Raw genomic sequence first — 17,895 nt, 5'->3', positions numbered from 1 at the left:
ACTGTCGCTAGAGCGGGCTTATGTCTCTTCCGGTCGGACGGCATGGCGCGATGTGTGGTGCCGCCGTGGTTCTCCTCGCCGTCACGGCCCCCGCGGCCCGTGCGCAGGTCGCCGCGCCGGCCGGTGTTCCGGTGCCGGGCACGCCGGATGCGACCCAGCTCGATCCGAATGCGCCGATGGCGGCGTTGCCCGATCTGGGCGTCGATTGGCCCGATCTTGCTAGGGCTGCGGTTGAGCCAGTCGACTCCGCCGCGACCCTCGAACTGGTGGGCGAGACGCGCTACTCCTATGCGGTGAACGGGATCGATGCGGTGGCCAGCCCCCTGCTGCGCCAGCGGTTCGACGAACTTTCCACCCTGAAACAGCATGCGAACGCCCCCGCCAACGCCGCTCAGCTGGACCGGCGGGCAACCGAGGATGTCGACCTGCTCACCGGCCTGCTTCGTGGCGAGGGCTATTACGATGCACGCGTGACCAGCCGGATCGAGCCGCGCGGGGGCAAGCCGCTGGTCACGCTGGAGGCCGAGCCGGGCACGCTGTACCGCTTCGCCGGGGTCACGCTGAACGGGCTGACGGATGCGGGTGCCAAGAGCGACGATTTGCGCACAGCGTTCGGGGTGAAGGCCGACGATCCGGTCAATGCCGATACGATCGTCGCCGGGCAGACCAACCTGACGCGCAAGATCGGCGCGGACGGTTTCCCCTTCGCCCAGGTCGGCGATCCCGAAATCGTGGTCGATCGCGCCACGCGCACCGCGACGCTGGATATGACGATCAAGCCCGGCGGCGAGAAACGCTTCGGGCAGATCACCAGCCCGCCGAACAAGGTGTTCGATGCCGCGCACATGGCCGACATCGCGCGCTTCGGCCCCGGCGATCCCTATAGCGACGTGCAGATCGCCGATCTGCGCCGCGCGCTGATCCAGACCGGGCTTGTCTCGACGGTGGACATCAAGCCGGTCCAGGCGAAGGACCCGGGCGTCGTCGATATCGCGATCGCGGTCGAGCCGGCACCGCCGCATACCATCGCCGGCGAACTGGGCTATGGTACCGGCGAAGGCGCGCGCGCGGAAGTCAGCTGGACGCACCGCAACCTGTTCCCGCCCGAAGGCGCACTGACGCTGCGCGGCGTGCTCGGGACGAAGGAACAGCTCGGCAGCGTGGTGTTCCGGCGCAACAATTTCCATGCGCGGGATCGGGTGCTGACGTTTCAGGCGGTCGCCTCCAATCTGCTGCGCGATGCCTATCAAGCGACCAGCTTCTCGCTGTCCGGCACGCTGGAACGGCAGACCAACATCTTCTTCCAGAAGACCTGGACCTGGTCGCTGGGGGCGGAACTGGTCGCGACCGACGAGCGCGACGTGATCCTCGATACCGGTGAGCCGCGCCGCCGGACCTTCTTCATCGGCGCGCTCCCGACCAGCCTGACCTATGACGGGTCGGACGATCTGCTCAACCCGACGCGCGGCTTCCGGCTCGGCGGGCGCGTGTCGCCGGAGGTGTCGTTGCAGGGCAAGGTGTTCGGTTATGCCCGTGTGCAATTCGACGCCAGCGCCTACAAATCGGTCACGCCGGCGCTGATCGTCGCCGGGCGCGTGCGGCTCGGCACGATCGTCGGCGCGCCGCGCGATGCGGTGGCGCCGTCGCGGCGCTTCTATGCCGGCGGTGGCGCGTCGGTGCGCGGTTACGGCTATCAGGATATCGGGCCGCGCGACCCCAATAACGATCCGGTCGGCGGACGCAGCCTGACCGAATTCTCGCTCGAGGCGCGGGTCAAGGCGTTCGGCAATTTCGGCGTGGTGCCGTTCCTCGACGGCGGCAATATCTACACCTCGCCGCTGCCGAAGTTCAGCGAGTTCCGCTTCGGTGCTGGCCTCGGCGTACGCTATTATTCGAATTTCGGGCCGATCCGCGTCGATGTCGGCACGCCGCTCAACCCGCAGCCGGGCGATGCGCGCGTCGCGGTCTATGTGTCGCTGGGGCAGGCGTTTTGAACGAGGCCGTGCCCGCAATCGTCGCGCCCCGCCCGCGCCGCTGGTGGCGCTGGCCGGTCTATACGTTGGTCGGGCTGGCCGGCCTCGTCACTTTGGTGCTGTTCGTGCTCGATACCAGCGTCGGGCATCGCTGGGTCGCCAATCAGATCGCCAGCCAGCGGCCATCGAACGGCCTGCGCTACAGCGTCGGGCGGATCGACGGCTCGCTCTATGCGAATGCCGTGCTGATCGACGTGCGCGTGCGCGATCCCAAGGGCGTGTTCTTCTTCGCGCCGCGCGCGGAATTGGGCTGGACGCCATTCGCGTGGATTTCGAACCGGCTCGACATCAGCCGCCTGATTATCCCGCGCGCGGTCCTCGCGCGGCTGCCCAAGACGATTCCGACCGGCAAGACCGGGCCGATCCTGCCCGATTTCGACATCCGCATCGGCGCACTCAGGATCGATCGGCTGACGATCGGCGCGGCCATCGCCGGCACGCCGCGCAACGCGCAGATCCGGGGCCGGGCGGACATCCATGCCGGGCGCGCGCTGGTCGATCTGTCGGCGGCGGTGCAGGGCAAAGACATGCTGAAGATGACGCTGGACGCCGAACCGGATCGCGACCGCTTCGACCTGTCGGTGCAGGCGCGCGGCACGGCGGATGGAGTGATGGCCAAGCTGTCGGGCTTTGGCCGTCCGATCGCGCTCGACGTGTCGGGCGAGGGCAATTGGCGCGCGTGGCACGGCATGGCGCAGGCCGATATCGGCGATATCCGCGCGGTGGACCTGAAACTCGGCGCGAAGAAGGGGGCGTACACGCTTGGCGGTACGCTGATCCCGGCACCGTTCCTGCACGGCAAGGGGATGCGGCTCACCTCGCCGCGCGTGCTGGTGACTGGCGGCGCGATGTTCGCCAACCGTCGGCTGGAGGGCAAGCTGTCGCTCCGCTCTGCGGCGTTGAGCGTGGACACGACCGGCACGATCGATCTCGCGGCGAACGCCTATCGCAACGTCCGCATCGCCGCGAACCTGTTACGGCCATCGGCATTGTTCCCGAACATGACCGGGCGGAACATCGCGTTGCGCGCGATCCTGGACGGGGCGTTCGCCACCGCCGGGTTCGACTATCGCCTGACCGCCGATCGCTTCGCGTTCGACGATACCGGGTTCGAGGGCGTCCACGCAGCCGGCAAGGGGCGGTTCTCCAAGGCCCCGGTCAGCGTGCCGATCACGATGGTGGCGCAGCGCGTCACCGGCGTCGGCGATGTCGCCGGGGGCATATTGCGCAATCTGAGCGTTGCCGGCGTGCTGAAGATCACCTCGGCGGACGTGACCGGCACCGACCTGAAACTGAGTTCGGACAAGTTGAACGGGCGCTTCAACCTGATCCTCGATTTGAAGACCGGGCGTTACGAGATCGGATTGAATGGCGGGCTGGGGCGCTACCTCATCCCCGGTCTGGGCGTCGTCGATGTGATGACGAAATTGCAGGTCGTGCCGGGCGCGGACGGGCATGGCACGCGCGTGATCGGCACCGGCACGGCGCAGATGATCCGGCTCGACAATGCCTTCTTCCGCTCGCTCGCCGGTGGATTGCCGCGCATGGTGACGGGGCTGGAGCGCACCACCGACGGCGTGCTGCATTTCAAGAATCTGGTGCTGACCGCGCCACAGATCCAGCTGCGCGGCAATGGCTTCCGCAGGCGTGATGGCACCTTCCATTTCGAGGGCAGCGGGCGACAGGCGACCTATGGTCCGCTGACTCTGAAACTGGACGGCAAGATCGACAAGCCGACGCTCGATCTTGTGTTCGAACGTCCAAACGAGGCGTTGGGGTTGAGCAACGTCACCGCGCACCTCGATCCCAATGCCGCCGGGTTCGCCTTCACCGCGCAGGGGCAATCGCGGCTCGGGCCGTTCAGCGGCGATGGCGAGATCCTGCTGCCGCCCGGCGAGGATGCGACGATTGCGATCGCGCGGCTCGACGTCAGCGGCACGCGGGCCAGCGGCGCGCTGACGGTGGTGACCGGCGGGTTCGACGGGCGGCTGGCGGTGGCGGGCGGCGGCTTGACCGGTGAATTGTTGTTCCGGCCGGTCGGCGACGTACAGCGGATCGAGGCGCATATCGATGCCGCCTCGGCCAGACTGGCGGATCAGGTGACGCTCCGGCGCGGGCGGATCGACATGGTCGCGTTGCTCGATCCGGCCGGCACGTCGATCGAGGCGACCGTTACCGGGAATGGCCTCAGGCGCGGCGCGCTGACGGTCGGGCGGTTCGCTGCCAATGCCAAACTGCGCGGCGGCGTGGGGCAGGTGACCGCGTCGATCGCGGGCAATCGCGGTCGCGCGTTCGATATCCAGTCGATCACTCAGGTGACGGCGGACAGCTACAGCGTTTCGGCGCAGGGTACGCTCGACCGGCGCCCTTTGAAGCTCATCACCCCGGCGATCATCACGCGCGACGGAGACGGCTGGCGGATCGCGCCGACGCAATTGAGCTTCGCCGGCGGCACGGCGGAGATCGGCGGCCGCTTCACCGGCACGTCCAGCGCGATCGACGCCAGCCTGACGCGGATGCCGCTGGCGATCCTCGACATCGGCTATCCCGGGCTCGGGCTGGGCGGGAGCGCTTCGGGCAAGCTGTCCTATGCGCAGGGGCAGGGGCAGGCCCCGACCGGGCGGATCGACATGACGGTGCACGGGCTGACGCGCTCCGGGCTGGTCCTGTCGTCGCAGCCGATCGATGTCGGTGTGGCGGCGGTGCTGCAGGCCAACAAGGCCGTCGCGCGCGCCGTGATGGCGAGCGGCGGCAAGACGGTGGGCCGCGCGCAGGCGCAATTGATGCCGCTCGGCTCGGGCGATCTCGCCAGCCGCCTCGCCAATGCCGATCTGTTCGCGCAGCTACGCTATACCGGCCCGGCGGACACGCTGTGGCGGCTGGCCAATATCGAGCTGTTCGATCTCACTGGCCCGGTCGCGATCGCCGCCGATCTGACCGGGAAGGTCAACGATCCGCGCATCCGCGGCGTCGTGCAGGCGCGGGGTGCGAAGATCGAGAGCGGCACGACCGGTACGGTGCTGACCAATTTACAGGCGAACGGCCAGTTCGCCGGATCGCGGCTCAGCATTCCGAGCTTCACCGCCGATGCGGGCAAGGGCGGCAAGGTGACGGGCAGCGGGACGTTCGATCTGTCCGCCGCCAACGGCTTCGGCATCGACCTGAACGTGCAGGCGGATCACGCCGCGCTGATCAACCGCGACGATATCGGCGCGACCGTCACCGGTCCGCTGAGCTTCAAGTCGGATGGCTCGGGTGGCGTGATCTCGGGCGACGTGAAGCTCAACGACAGCCGCTACCGGCTGGGCCGCGCGACCGTGGCGAGCGCGGTGCCGAAACTGAACCTGCGCGAGATCAACGTGCCGGGCGATCTGGATGCCGGCGACGATGTGGTGCGCAAGCCCTGGCGGCTCGATGTGCGCGCGCGGGCGACCAAGGCGCTCAGGGTCAGCGGCCTGGGGCTGGCGAGCGAATGGTCGGCGGACCTCAAGATCGGCGGCGTGCCGGACAATCCCGCGATCACCGGGCGCGCCGATCTGGTGCGCGGCAATTACGAATTCTCGGGCCGCGAATTCAATTTGGAGCGCGGCATCATCCTGTTCGACGGATCGGTGCCGGCCAACCCCTCGCTCGATATCGCCGCCAATGCCGACACAACCGGCCTGAACGCGACGATCCGGGTGACGGGCAATGCGCTGAAACCGGAGATCAACTTCTCCAGCGTGCCGGCCTTGCCCGAGGACGAACTGCTCTCGCGCCTGCTGTTCGGCACGTCGATCACCAACCTCTCCGCGCCCGAGGCGTTGCAACTGGCGGCGGCGGTGGCGGCGTTGCAGAGCGGCAGCGGCGGGCTGAACCCGATCAACGCGGTGCGCCGCGCGGCGGGGCTGGACCGGTTGCGCATCCTGCCGGCCGATCCGCAGACCGGGCAGGGCACGTCCGTGGCGGCGGGCAAATACGTCACGCGGCGGCTGTTCGCGGAGATCATCACCGACGGGCAGGGCTATTCCGCGACGCAGGTGGAATATCAGGTCACGCGCTGGCTATCCTTGCTGTCGAGCATCTCGACGCTGGGCCGGCAAAGCGCCAACGTGCGGGTTTCGAAGGATTATTGAGCGGGCTTTGCCGCGGTTTGGGGATATCCTCAGCCCCGCTGCCATTTCCACAGCTTCACCGCGCCGAACACGACCGCCGCCGCAACCACGACGCCGATCGCGACATGTTCGACCGATTTGATCTTGCCGAATATCTCCTCGATCCCGTCCGCGAAGATGAACCCGATGCCGGTGAACAGCGCCGCCCACAAAGCCGCCGCCGCCAGGTTCAGCACCGCGAACTTGCGCGTCCGGATCGCCGTGGTGCCGATCGCCATCGGGCTGACCGTGCGCAGCCCGTATAAAAATCGGAAGCCGAAGACGAAGGCGGTCGGATGCCGCTCGAACAGGCCGAGTGCCTTGGCGAAGGCGGGCTTGGCCTCGATCCTCTTGACGCGCGGATGATCGCGGAAGCGGCGGCCGGCGGCGAAGAACAATTGGTCGGCGACGAACGATCCCGCGGCTGCGGCGATCGCTACGCCTGCGACCGGCATCAACCCGTCATGCGCCAATAGCCCGCCGGTGACGACCATGGTCTCCCCCTCGATCCCGGCGCCGAAGAACACGGCGGCAAGGCCGTAGCGGGTGATAAGCAGTTCGATCGACATAGAATTCGCTGGTGGCGATTTTCCGTGCGCAGCGCCAGCCCCGGAGAATGCGTTTTTTGGAAGTTGGCGAAGGTGGCGTGGTCGACCCTTGCGGGACGATGGAAACGGGTGCCTTAGTTAAATTAACTAATATCCGTATCACATTGATACATCACGAAAATTGTACGAAATAACACACGACATATCTTTAATGGACTATTAACAGCACGGTCATTCTTCGGGGGATAAGGGCGCTGGGTGCCGGCAATCTCTTCGGGGTCCACGCTTGATCGGGAAATTACGATGACCATCACGAAGGGGCTTTTCGCGGCCACCATGCTTGCCGGCGCTGTCGTAAGCGGTTCGGCTTTTGCGGCACCGGTAATCTACACCAGCGGTACGGCGTTCAACGCCGCAGCGGGCACCGTCACGACGGTGGACTTCCAGGGCTGTTCCGCCTCTTCGCTGAGCGCCAACCAGACCGTGAGCAGCAGCGGGCCTTGCTCTGGTGTTCCGACCGGCGTGACCTTCTCGGCACCGACGAACAACAATCTCTATATTGCCGGCGCAGGGCAGTCGGGCAATACGACGACCGCATTGGGCCTCAATCTTCCCTTGGGTGGCAACATCACGATCGGCCTGAACAGCCTGGCCACTGCGTTCGGCTCCGACCTGTTCCAGAATTTCGGCGGTGGCAACCAGAGCGGTTTGAACGCCGCGTTCCTCGTCTCGCTGTTCAACGGCTCGTCGCTGGTCGGCACCTACAACGTCTCGGTCGCGTCGGGCACGGGTTCGTTCTTCGGCCTGACGGGCAGCGACGCGTTCAACCGCGTGACCGTTTCGCAGAGCGGCGGCTATGCGGTCCTCGATAACGTACGCTTCAATGTCGCGGCCGTTCCCGAGCCGGCCACCTGGGGCATGATGATCCTTGGCTTCGGTCTGATGGGTGGCGCGATGCGCCGTCGCTCGACCAAGACGAATGTCAGCTTCGCCTGAACGACTTCTCTCCCTTGAGAATGCTGAGCCGCCGGTCGCAAGACCGGCGGCTTTTTGCTGCCCGTCGCCAACGCCCCTAGGGTGATCGGCGCGGGCAGGGCTACATCGCGGCCAGCACCGCCTTGGCAAGCCGGTCCGGCAGCGCCGGTTCAAGGTGCGGATACAGATCGGGCTCGATCGCCTCGATCTCCATCAGCGCCAGCGTGCCATCGGCCAGCCGGATCAGGTCCACGCGGGCATATAGCGGCGCGACGGGCAAAGCGGCGATGACCTGCCGGGCCTGCGCCAATTGCTCGGTCTCGGGATCGAAGCGGGTGAAGACCCCGCCGAATTGCGGCTGGATGCGGAACTCGCCGCTTACCGCAACTTTACGCACCGCATGGCTGAAGGTGCCACCGACGAACAGGAACGACAGTTCGCCCTCGCCACCGACCGCGGCGAGGAGTGGCTGGATGATCGCATCGTCCATCGGGGCGACCGGCGTATCGCGGCCGACGCGCATTGTACGGTCGCTGCCGGCGGAGACTTGTGGCTTGATCACCAGCTCCTCCCCGCCGAACCGCGCGAAGGCGGTCGCGACGCTGTCCGCATCGGCGCGTCCGAAGATGCTCGGCACGATCGCGATTCCGGCGCGCTCCAGTTCGGCGAGATAGGTCTTGCGCGTATTCCAGGCGAGCAGGGCAGGCGGGTTGAACAATGGCCGCTCCTCCGGCCAGTCCGCCAGCATCTTCAGCCACCGCGCGACATCGAAATGATAGCCCCAGGCGAACAGCGCCAGCGTGGCGTCCGCTTCGCCCGGGCCCGAGGTCCAGGGCCGGGCGTTCAGCGTGATGCCATTTGCGGCGAAAGCGGCGCGATAGGCATCAAGCCCACGCGCCGCCCCCTCGGCATAAGCGTCGCCGCTGGCCGGCATCAACACATCCACCGTCATCGGCATGCCGATATCAGGCCGGCTCGCCGCAGATCGCCTTCAGCTCCATAAAGTCGGTCAGGCCGTATTTCCCGCCCTCGCGGCCATTGCCGGACTGCTTGTAGCCGCCGAACGGAACGGGTCCGCTCGGGCCCCAGGCGTTGATCGTGACCATGCCGGCGCGCAGGCGCGGTGCGACCTTGGCGGCGGCGGCGGGATCGCCGGAGATCGTGGCGGACAAGCCGTAATCGGTATCGTTGGCCATCTCGATCGCCTGTTCGGCATCGTCATAGCTGGAGATGGTGGCGACGGGTCCGAACACTTCCTCGCGATAGATGCGCATTTCGGGCGTAACGTCGGCGAACAAAGTCGGCTTCACGAAGAAGCCGGCGTTGCGGCCATCGGGGCGGCCGGTGCCGCCGGTGACGAGCGTGGCACCCTCGTCGATCGCGGACTGGATCAGGCCCTGGATCTTGTCGAACTGCGCCTTGTTGACGACCGGGCCGATATGCGCGCCCATCACGCTGGCGGCATCGACCTTCACCGCTTCCATGATCGTTTTGACGACATGGGTGGCATCCGCGACCTGGCTCTTGTGCACGAGCAGGCGGGTGGGAGCGATGCAGCTCTGGCCCGAATTGGCGAGCACGCCCTGCACGGTCGGCGGCAGGACGGTGGCGAGATCGGCCCCCTCCAGCACCAGGTTCGGGGCCTTGCCGCCCAGTTCCTGATGCACGCGCTTCACCGTCGCGGCGGCGGCGGTCGCCACGGCGATGCCGGCGCGCGTCGATCCGGTGAAACTGACCATGTCGACATGTTTGTGGGTGGACAATGCCGCGCCGACACCCGGGCCGTCGCCGTTGACGAGGTTGAACACGCCCGCCGGAACGCCGGCCTTGTCGAGGATTTCGGCCAGGATCACCGCGCAACCCGGTGCTTCTTCCGACGGTTTCAGGATCATCGTGTCGCCGGCGGCAAGCGCTGGGGCGACCTTGGCGCAAATCTGATTCAGCGGCCAGTTCCACGGCGTGATCATCGCCACCACGCCGAGCGGCTCGTGCGCGACGCGGTTCTTGCCGACCTGTTCGCTGAATTCGAAGTCCTGCAGCGCCTTCAGCGTGCCGATGAAATAGCCGAGCCCGGCGGGGGCCTGCGCCGCATTGGCGAAGCCGATCGGCGCGCCCATTTCCTCGGACGTGGCGGCGGCCAGATCGGGCATGCGCGCCTTATATTCCTCGATGATGCGTTCGAGCAGAGCGACGCGATCGGCGACCGAGGTGCGCGAGAAGCTGCCGAACGCCGTCTTCGCGGCGGCGACCGCCTTGTCGACATCGGCCTGGCTGCCCAGCGTGATCTCGCTGACCGGTTGTTCGGTGGAGGGATCGATCACCTCATGCCGCGTGCCGCCGTCGCTCTCGACCCAGGCGCCGTCGATGTAATGCTTGAGGTAGCTCTTCATGATCGTCTCCACTTTTTTTGAACATGCGGTACGCTGGCGTCTAGATGGCGCGCGGCACGATCGGTTGCAACCTGAAACGCGAGCCCTATTTTCAGCCGACAGCTTCAGGAGATCGACCGATGGACCGCGCAGCCCGTATCACGAAAATTGGTGGCCCGGAGGTGATCGAATGGGTCGACGTCGCGCCGGTCGATCCGGCGGAGGGCGAGGTGCGCGTGCGGCACACCGCGGTCGGGCTGAATTATATCGACGTCTATTTCCGCAAGGGCCTGTACCCCGCACCGCTGCCGAGCGGCCTGGGATCGGAGGCGGTCGGCGTGGTCGAGGCGCTGGGGGTAGGGGTTGACCATCTGAAGGTGGGGGACCGGGTCGGCACGTTCGGCCCCGCGCTCGGTGCCTATGCCACCGCGCGCAACGTGCCCGCCGCGCAGATGATCGCGCTGCCCGATGATGTCGATGACCGTACGGCGGCGGCCTTGCTGCTGAAGGGCGGGACGACGGAATTCCTGATCGAACGCTGCGCCAGGGTGCAGGCCGGCCAGACCGTGCTGGTCCACGCCGCAGCCGGCGGCGTCGGGCATCTGCTGGTCGGCTGGCTCAAGGCGATCGGCGCGACGGTGATCGGCACCGTCGGCAGCGAGGAGAAAGCGGCACAGGCCAAGGCGGCCGGGGCGGACCATGTCTTGCTGCACAAGCAGGTCGATGTCGCGAAGGAGGTGCGCGCGCTGACCGGCGGCAAGGGTGTGAACGTGGTGCTGGACGGCGTCGGCAAGGCGATGTGGGAGGTGTCGCTGGCGAGCGCGGCACGGCGTGGGCTGATCGTCAGCTACGGCAATGCCAGCGGGCCGGTGGACGGCGTGAATATCGGCGTGCTGGCGCGCAACGGATCCTTGTTCGTCACCCGGCCGACCATGTTCGATTATTACGTGACGCCGGAAGAGCGAGAGGCCGGGTTCGCGCGCGTGTTCGCGATGCTAGCGAAGGGCGCGATCACCGCCGAGATCGGCCAGACTTTCGCGCTGGAAGATGCGGCCGACGCGCACCGGGCGCTGGAGGCGGGCGAGACGAAGGGCGCGACGGTTCTGTTGCCCTGAACCGAGAGCCGCTCTCTATGAAAAACCAAGAGCCGCCGATCTCGCGAACGGCGGCTCTCTTCTGTTCTTACGCGTAGTTCGGTCTCAGGCGAAACGCACGCCCGTCGTGACCTTGGCGCGGCGACGCAGGGCATAGCCTACCATGCCGAAGCCCATCAGCATCATCGCCCAGGTGGCCGGCTCCGGCACCGCGCCGCCAGCGGTCGCGCTGCCGAGCGTGATGTTGTCGAACGCGATCTGGTTGTTGGTGCCGCCGAAATCGACCGACTGCGCGGTGCCGGTGAAGGTCACGCCGATCGACGTGAATGGGCAGAAGTTGGTCGACTGGCAACCCGGCAGGGCTGCGCCGTTACCGGTTACCGGCAGCGTCAGCGACGCCAGCAGCGTGCCGGTCGAGTTCAGGCCGCTATAGACGTTGACGACGCCCGGATTGTTGGCGGCGCTGTAGAAGAACGAGAAACCGGTGGTGAAACCGGCCGCGACGTTCATCGTGCTGGCACCACCGCCGAGGAAGAAGATGATGTTGGTGCCCGACGGGTTCAGCGCCGCATTGGTGTTTGCGCACGCATTCGGCTGGGTGCAGCCGGTGATGGTGTTGGACGAGAAGGTGATGCCGTAATTGGGGCCGCCCGTCGTGCCCGCGCTGCCTGCGCCGCCATTGTAATAGTTGAGCGGGCTCTCGTTGACGCTGCTGTTCAAGCCTTCGAACGTCAGCACGATCGTCGCGGCGTGAGCAAGTTGAGGTGCGGCGGCCGACATAAATGCGGCGGCGGCTAAAGCGATCTTCTTCATGTGACAATCTCCCCTTGGTGTTTGACCGATGGGGAAGATGCAAATGGTGTGCCAATGAATAAAATTCAGGATTCGAAGTAAGTTGTAAGTTGTCTAGAATCGGAGTGTAAGAATATATTACAGAATATTAACGAATTGTGCGGTGCAACTTGAACTGGGTGTAATTGTATAAATACGACATTGCGGATTTGTTATAGTATAAAAGCGACACGAAAAACTATTCGTAATGGTTTGGGCGGCTCTTCAGGGCGGCATCTGTTTTTCCGGGGCGATGAACGCAGGAAGGGCGCCCGGATCTGATCCGGACGCCCTTCCTTTTTGTCAGCGCCGTGGCGAAGCCACGTCGTCGGTCGTCGCTATGGCGACGCCGGCCGCTTCGCCCTATGCGCTCACGCGCACCGGCGCGAACGCGGTCGCGCCTTAGTACGAATAGTACATATCGTATTCGACCGGGCTCGGGGTCATTTCCCAACGCGCCACATCCACGAACTTCAGCTCGATATAGCTTTCGATCTGGTCCTTGGTGAACACGTCGCCCTTGAGCAGGAAGTCGTGATCGGCGGCCAGGCTGTCGAGCGCCTCGCGCAAGGATGCACAGACGGTCGGAACCTCGGCGAGTTCCGCCGGCGGCAGATCGTACAGGTTCTTGTCCATCGCTTCGCCCGGATGGGTCTTGTTCTGGATGCCGTCGAGACCCGCCATCAGCAAAGCCGCATAGCAGAGGTACGGATTGGCCATCGCATCGGGGAAGCGCACTTCGACGCGCTTCGCCTTGGCACCCGTGCCGTACGGGATGCGGCACGAGGCCGAGCGGTTGCGTGCCGAATAGGCGAGCAGCACCGGCGCTTCATAGCCCGGAACCAGTCGCTTGTAGCTGTTGGTCGACGGGTTGGTGAAGGCGTTCAGCGCCTTGGCATGCTTGATGATCCCGCCGATGAAATACAGGCAGGTATCGCTCAGGCCCGCATAGCCGTTGCCGGCGAACAGTGGGCTGCCCTTTTCCCAGATCGACAGATGGGTGTGCATGCCCGATCCGTTATCTTCCTTGATCGGCTTGGGCATGAACGTGACGGTCTTGCCATAAGCCTGCGCAACCTGATGGCAGACATATTTGTAGATCTGCATGCGATCCGCGGTCAGCGTCAGCGTGCCGAAGGTCAGGCCGAGTTCGTGCTGCCCGGCCGCCACTTCGTGGTGATGCTTGTCGCACGGCAGGCCCATTTCGAGCATGGTCGAAACCATCTCGCCACGGATATCGACTGCGCTGTCGACCGGGCCGACCGGGAAGTAGCCGCCCTTGGCGCGCGGACGGTGGCCAAGGTTGCCACCCTCATACGACGTGCCGGTGTTGGTCGGCAGTTCGATATCGTCGATCTTGTAATAGGACGTGGCGTAGCTCGTCTCGAACTGCACGTTGTCGAACATGAAGAATTCGGCTTCCGGCCCGATATAGATCGTGTCGCCGATGCCGGTGGTCTTCAGATACGCCTCGGAACGCTTCGCGGTCGAGCGCGGATCGCGGGCATAGAGTTCGCCGGTCGATGGCTCGACGATGTCGCACACCAGGATCAGCATCGGGGTCGCCGAGAAGGGGTCGGTCCAGACCGCGTCCAGATCCGGCTTCAGGATCATGTCGGATTCGTTGATCGCCTTCCAGCCCTCGATAGAGGAGCCGTCGAACATGAAGCCGTCGTCCAGCTCATCCTCGCCGACGACGCCGGCGACCATGGTCAGATGCTGCCACTTGCCCTTGGGATCGGTGAAACGCAGGTCGATCCATTCGATCTCCTGGTCCTTGACCATCTTCAGAACGTCTTTTGCGGTGTTAGCCATAAAGCCCCATGCCCTTTCGTTATCGAATAGTTCGCCCGACAGAATCGGGAATGAAGTTGCCCCGGTAGGGATAACGCTGTCACGAAATGTTGCGCTGCGTCAAATCGTCAGGTGACCAATTCGTCGGATCGCCCGTTCTTTATATCGCGTCGTCGTTGCGTTCGCCGGTGCGGATGCGCAGCGCGGTCTCAACGGGAATGACGAAGATTTTGCCGTCGCCGATCCGCCCGGTCTGCGCGGCGGCGGCGATCGCCTCGACCACGCGCTCGGCCAGTGCGTCCTCGACGACGACCTCGAGCTTCACCTTGGGCAGGAAATCGACGACATATTCGGCGCCGCGATAGAGTTCGGTATGGCCCTTCTGCCGCCCGAAGCCCTTGGCCTCGGTCACGGTGATGCCGCTGACGCCGACTTCGTGCAGCGCCTCCTTCACCTCGTCCAGCTTGAACGGCTTGATGATCGCTTCGATCTTTTTCACGAAATGGCCCCTCGGATGGGCGAAAGACGCATCGCCCGTGCGCGTCTCTTACAACAAGCGTGCCAGTCGCGCGAGAGGCGGGAATGCGTGGGGGCGGGGGATTTTGCGGGTTAAGGAATGCCTAACGCGGGGGCAGGATAGGGCAGGTGCCTGCTTTTGTGGCAGTGGTAGAGTGTGGTGGCGCGTCGCGGCAAAGCCGCGTTGTCGGTCGCGGCTTTTGGCCGCGCCGGCCGATCGCGCCTCGTGCGCTCGGATTTAGCTTTCGCTAAATCCCTCGCCGGCGCTCAGTAAGGCGGCTTGTCGAACCCGCCCGGGCTGGTCGTGAAGATCTCGCACCCGTCCTCGGTAATCCCGATAGAATGCTCGAACTGCGCCGAAAGCGATCGGTCGCGCGTCACTGCCGTCCAGCCGTCGTCGAGCAGCTTAACGTCGGGGCGGCCGATATTGATCATCGGTTCGATCGTGAAGATCATTCCCGGCTTCAATTCCGGCCCGGTGCCCGGACGGCCGACATGCACCACCTCCGGCGCATCGTGGAACAATTGCCCCAGGCCATGCCCGCAGAAATCGCGCACCACGCCGTAGCGATTCTTCTCGGCATGGCTCTGGATCACATGCGCCACGTCGCCCATCGTGTTGCCCGGCTTGGCCTGCTCGATACCGAGCATCAGGCATTCGTACGTCACCTCGACCAGCCGCTTCGCCTTGATCGGCACATCGCCCACCAGATACATCCGGCTCGAATCGCCATGCCAGCCATCCACGATCGGCGTGACGTCGATATTGACGATGTCACCGCTCTTCAGCGTCTTCACACCCGGAATGCCGTGACACACGACATGGTTGATCGAGATGCAGCTCGCATGCGTATAGCCGCGATAGCCAAGGGTCGCCGGCACGCCGCCGCGCGCGACGATGAAGTTGCGGATCAGATCGTCCAGCTCGCCGGTCGTCACGCCAGGCACGACATGCGGCACTACCATGTCGAGCGTCTCGGCGGCGAGGCGGCCGGCCTTGTGCATCGCGTCGAACGCATGGCGGCCATGGAGCTTGATCGCGCCGGTGCGGCCCATCGGGGCGTCGGCGGTGACGGTTACGTAATCGGTCATCCTCCTTCTATAGCGATACCGCGCGGGCTTTGCGAGATGGTGCGCGACCGGCTATGCCGTGTTTCATGACCCAACGTATCTGGACGGCCGCGCTCGCGGTGATCGGCGACGAGATTCTCTCCGGGCGCACGCAGGACAAGAATGTCGCGCAGATCGCGCTGTGGCTCAACGTGCAGGGCATCCGCCTAGCCGAGGTGCGCGTTGTGCCCGACCGGACCGAAGCGATCGTCGAGGCGGTCAACGCGCTGCGCGCCCGCAACGATTATCTGTTCACCACCGGCGGGATCGGGCCGACGCATGACGACATCACCGTCGATGCGATCGCCGAAGCGCTGGGCGTGCCGGTCGTGTTCCACCCCAAGGCGGTCGCGGTGCTGGAGCGCTATTACGAGACGCGCGGCGGGCTGACCGAGACGCGCAAGCGCATGGCGCGCGTGCCGGAGGGGGCGGACCTGATCGAGAACCGCATGTCCGGCGCGCCGGGCATCCGCATCGGCAACATCTTCATCATGGCCGGCGTGCCGCACATTACGGCGGGGATGCTCGATGCGCTGACCGGCACGCTGGAGGGCGGCCTGCCGGTCCTGTCGGCCACGGTCGGATGCTGGGTCGCGGAAAGCGAGATCGCCGAGCTGCTGCGCACCGCCGAAAAGACACACGAGGGCGTCGCGATCGGCAGCTATCCGTTCTTCCGCGAAGGGCGGACGGGTGCGAATTTCGTCGTCCGTGCCACCGATGCCGAACTTCTGGACCGCTGCATCGTTGATCTCACCACCGCCCTGGTCGCCACCGGGCGCGAGGTGATTACGGGCGGCATCTGATCTTTGGGAGACGGCAAGTGAAGAAAGCGATCGCCGGATTGGTGCTAGGCTGCGCGATGCTCGCCGGCTGCGGCGATCCACCCCCGCGCGGCGGCAATACCGCGACGGCGGCGGAGGCTGGCCCCGATCCGATGGAAGCGAAGATCGCCGCGCTGCCCCCCACGCTGCAGCGCACCACCTTCTTCCGCGCGATCAACGATGCCGATTACGATTGCCAGTCGATCGACAACGTCGTGTCGCGCGGCAGGATCGACGGCAAGCCAAGCTGGGCGGTAGAATGCAACAAAGGCGCGCAATATGTGATCGAGTTGCAGCGCGGCGGCATCTTTCACGTCAGCGGCGTGCCGAAGAATTATCGCTGAGCTGAAGATCGTTTCGGGGATCGTCGCGCTTGCGCGCACGCCGGTCCCTCTGTATCGGCTGCTTCCGCCCCATCGGGGCTTCGCGGGTGTAGCTCAATGGTAGAGCAGAAGCTTCCCAAGCTTACGACGAGGGTTCGATTCCCTTCACCCGCTCCAGATTTTCAGCCACCATCCGCGTAGCTAGGCGCTATCCCGAAGACGATATCCATCGCATAGTGCGCGCGATGGAGGGACTGGTCTTCGGCTGGCGTACGGCGATCCTGGCAGTGGTCGTCGTGCAGTTGCTGATCATCGCTTTCGCGCTCACGCGCGCGCTTCGCAACCATGTCGCCAATCGCACGCTCGCCGCCTTGCTGATCGTACTGGCGGGGGTGGTGACGCCGTGGATGATCGGCTTTGCCGGCTTCTACGATCGCTGGCGCTGGCTGACGTTCGCGCCATTCTCGATTCCCTTGGCGGTTGCGCCCCTGTTATGGCTGTACATCGCCACGCTGATCGACGGACGTTGGCCTGCCCGGGGATGGCGGCACCTGCTGCCTGCCGCCGTGCAATTTGCGTTTCTGGCGATCGGCTTTCTCTTGCCGATGCCGCTCAAGGATCGCTGGTCGGATGCCAGTGCCGCGATTTCGAGCGCGGTGTTCGGGCTGGCGACGATCGTGAGCATCGCGGCCTATGGCCTTGCCGGTTTGCGACTGCTCCGCCGCTATCGGCACCGGTTGGCTGACGAGCGCAGCGACGACGTGCGATATGCCGCGCTTTGGCTAAGCCGGGCGACGGGCGCGATGCTCGTGCTGCTGCCGGTGTGGAGCGTCTATGCCGTGTGGGACGCGGTGTCGCCGCTTGGCTATTTGAACCTGATGGGGCTTTACCTCGCCATCGCGGCGTTTGCGCTGTATCTGGCGATCGAGGGTTGGCGGCATGCCGCCTTGGCCTTTCCGCACTTCGCCGAAGCGCCTGTTACGCCGATCGCAGCGCGCGACTGGCAAGCGCAAGGCGCGGCATGGGCGGAAGCGGTGCGCGCGGGCGGCTGGGCCGCCGATCCGGAACTGAGCCTGGCATCGCTGGCACGATTGCTCGGCACCAACAGCGGCTATCTGTCGCGAGCGCTGAACGAAGGGCTGGGTATCGGCTTCTCGGCGTTCGTCAACGGACTGCGCAGCGAAGCGGTGGCCGAGAGGTTGCGCGGCGGTGGAGCGGAGGATCTGATCGATCTGGCGCTGGAGGCCGGGTTCGCATCCAAGGCCAGTTTCAATCGCGCCTTCAGGGCGACCTTCGGCATGAGCCCCAGTGCCTATCGCCGACACGGCTCAATTCCTGAATAAGATGT

14 protein-coding genes and 1 tRNA gene are annotated in these 17,895 nt (G+C 65.3%); 8 read left to right on the top strand and 7 right to left on the bottom strand.

Features of this window, described 5'->3' with window-relative positions; translation table 11 throughout:
• Nucleotides 1–20: 20 nt before the first annotated feature.
• On the top strand, nt 21–1,994 hold the full coding sequence (locus U1738_RS16745; RefSeq protein ID WP_332790193.1) for an autotransporter assembly complex protein TamA: 1,974 nt from the start codon (nt 21–23) through the stop codon (nt 1,992–1,994).
• Nucleotides 1,991–6,148 carry a translocation/assembly module TamB domain-containing protein gene (locus U1738_RS16740; protein ID WP_443027040.1) on the top strand — a complete coding sequence of 1,386 codons (4,158 nt, stop codon included), beginning with the start codon at nt 1,991–1,993 and terminating at the stop codon, nt 6,146–6,148. Before U1738_RS16745 ends, U1738_RS16740 begins: the two co-directional genes overlap by 4 nt.
• Nucleotides 6,149–6,177: 29 nt before the next feature.
• Here U1738_RS16740 and U1738_RS16735 read toward each other — a convergent pair whose 3' ends face one another.
• Complete coding sequence (locus tag U1738_RS16735) at nt 6,178–6,735, bottom strand: DedA family protein (protein ID WP_332790192.1); 558 nt, start codon at nt 6,733–6,735, stop codon at nt 6,178–6,180.
• A gap of 282 nt (nt 6,736–7,017) precedes the next feature.
• Between U1738_RS16735 and U1738_RS16730 the strand changes: the two genes are divergently transcribed.
• On the top strand, nt 7,018–7,710 hold the full coding sequence (locus U1738_RS16730; RefSeq protein WP_332790191.1) for a PEPxxWA-CTERM sorting domain-containing protein: 693 nt from the start codon (nt 7,018–7,020) through the stop codon (nt 7,708–7,710).
• A 100-nt stretch (nt 7,711–7,810) separates the two neighbouring features.
• On the opposite strand, the gene U1738_RS16725 is transcribed toward U1738_RS16730, so the two are convergent.
• Entirely contained in the window at nt 7,811–8,647 is an 837-nt protein-coding gene (locus U1738_RS16725; RefSeq protein WP_332790190.1) for an ATP-grasp domain-containing protein, read from the bottom strand.
• Nucleotides 8,648–8,654: 7 nt separating this feature from the next.
• Nucleotides 8,655–10,079, bottom strand: a complete 1,425-nt coding sequence (locus tag U1738_RS16720) for an aldehyde dehydrogenase family protein (RefSeq protein ID WP_332790189.1) — start codon at nt 10,077–10,079, stop codon at nt 8,655–8,657.
• 119 nt (nt 10,080–10,198) lie between these two features.
• Here U1738_RS16720 and U1738_RS16715 point away from each other — a divergent pair, with 119 nt between their 5' ends.
• Nucleotides 10,199–11,173, top strand: a complete 975-nt coding sequence (locus U1738_RS16715; protein WP_332790188.1) for a quinone oxidoreductase family protein — start codon at nt 10,199–10,201, stop codon at nt 11,171–11,173.
• 84 nt (nt 11,174–11,257) lie between these two features.
• Here the strand turns inward: U1738_RS16715 and U1738_RS16710 are convergent, their stop codons facing one another.
• The 4 genes from U1738_RS16710 to map all read right to left on the bottom strand — a co-directional run bounded on the left by U1738_RS16710 (nt 11,258) and on the right by map (nt 15,385).
• Nucleotides 11,258–11,965, bottom strand: coding sequence for a PEPxxWA-CTERM sorting domain-containing protein (locus U1738_RS16710; RefSeq protein ID WP_332790187.1), 708 nt, complete (start codon nt 11,963–11,965; stop codon nt 11,258–11,260).
• Nucleotides 11,966–12,385: 420 nt separating this feature from the next.
• Complete coding sequence (glnA, locus tag U1738_RS16705) at nt 12,386–13,798, bottom strand: type I glutamate--ammonia ligase (protein ID WP_332790186.1); 1,413 nt, start codon at nt 13,796–13,798, stop codon at nt 12,386–12,388.
• 139 nt (nt 13,799–13,937) lie between these two features.
• Nucleotides 13,938–14,276 carry a P-II family nitrogen regulator gene (locus tag U1738_RS16700; RefSeq protein WP_055780924.1) on the bottom strand — a complete coding sequence of 113 codons (339 nt, stop codon included), beginning with the start codon at nt 14,274–14,276 and terminating at the stop codon, nt 13,938–13,940.
• 284 nt (nt 14,277–14,560) lie between these two features.
• Nucleotides 14,561–15,385 (bottom strand): type I methionyl aminopeptidase, encoded by an 825-nt coding sequence (map, locus tag U1738_RS16695; protein WP_332790185.1) that lies wholly within the window; start codon nt 15,383–15,385, stop codon nt 14,561–14,563.
• Nucleotides 15,386–15,450: 65 nt separating this feature from the next.
• Between map and U1738_RS16690 the strand changes: the two genes are divergently transcribed.
• The 4 genes from U1738_RS16690 (at nt 15,451) to U1738_RS16675 (ending at nt 17,890) form a co-directional block, all read left to right on the top strand.
• The gene (locus U1738_RS16690; protein ID WP_332790184.1) at nt 15,451–16,206 is read left to right on the top strand and encodes a competence/damage-inducible protein A; all 756 of its coding nucleotides are present in this window, start codon (nt 15,451–15,453) and stop codon (nt 16,204–16,206) included.
• Nucleotides 16,207–16,223: 17 nt separating this feature from the next.
• Entirely contained in the window at nt 16,224–16,568 is a 345-nt protein-coding gene (locus U1738_RS16685) for a hypothetical protein (protein ID WP_332790183.1), read from the top strand.
• A gap of 82 nt (nt 16,569–16,650) precedes the next feature.
• A tRNA-Gly gene (locus tag U1738_RS16680) sits at nt 16,651–16,724 on the top strand.
• Between the two features lie 68 nt (nt 16,725–16,792).
• The gene (locus U1738_RS16675; protein WP_332790182.1) at nt 16,793–17,890 is read left to right on the top strand and encodes a helix-turn-helix domain-containing protein; all 1,098 of its coding nucleotides are present in this window, start codon (nt 16,793–16,795) and stop codon (nt 17,888–17,890) included.
• Nucleotides 17,891–17,895: the final 5 nt, after the last annotated feature.

Origin of the sequence: Parasphingomonas caseinilytica (assembly GCF_036663755.1) — a bacterium.
Classification (GTDB): Bacteria; Pseudomonadota; Alphaproteobacteria; order Sphingomonadales; family Sphingomonadaceae; genus Sphingomonas.
The sequence above is the reverse complement of the archived record's forward strand: the minus strand, read 5'-3'. Positions and strand labels throughout refer to the sequence as shown.

Excerpts from the sequence above, each read along its gene's own strand:
- U1738_RS16745 (WP_332790193.1), top strand. The coding sequence starts at position 21 with ATGTCTCTTCCGGTCGGACGGCATGGCGCGATGTGTGGTGCCGCCGTG.
- U1738_RS16735 (WP_332790192.1), bottom strand. The coding sequence starts at position 6,735 with ATGTCGATCGAACTGCTTATCACCCGCTACGGCCTTGCCGCCGTGTTC.
- U1738_RS16730 (WP_332790191.1), top strand. The coding sequence starts at position 7,018 with ATGACCATCACGAAGGGGCTTTTCGCGGCCACCATGCTTGCCGGCGCT.
- U1738_RS16725 (WP_332790190.1), bottom strand. The coding sequence starts at position 8,647 with ATGCCGATGACGGTGGATGTGTTGATGCCGGCCAGCGGCGACGCTTAT.
- U1738_RS16720 (WP_332790189.1), bottom strand. The coding sequence starts at position 10,079 with ATGAAGAGCTACCTCAAGCATTACATCGACGGCGCCTGGGTCGAGAGC.
- U1738_RS16715 (WP_332790188.1), top strand. The coding sequence starts at position 10,199 with ATGGACCGCGCAGCCCGTATCACGAAAATTGGTGGCCCGGAGGTGATC.
- U1738_RS16710 (WP_332790187.1), bottom strand. The coding sequence starts at position 11,965 with ATGAAGAAGATCGCTTTAGCCGCCGCCGCATTTATGTCGGCCGCCGCA.
- glnA (WP_332790186.1), bottom strand. The coding sequence starts at position 13,798 with ATGGCTAACACCGCAAAAGACGTTCTGAAGATGGTCAAGGACCAGGAG.
- map (WP_332790185.1), bottom strand. The coding sequence starts at position 15,385 with ATGACCGATTACGTAACCGTCACCGCCGACGCCCCGATGGGCCGCACC.
- U1738_RS16690 (WP_332790184.1), top strand. The coding sequence starts at position 15,451 with ATGACCCAACGTATCTGGACGGCCGCGCTCGCGGTGATCGGCGACGAG.
- U1738_RS16675 (WP_332790182.1), top strand. The coding sequence starts at position 16,793 with ATGGAGGGACTGGTCTTCGGCTGGCGTACGGCGATCCTGGCAGTGGTC.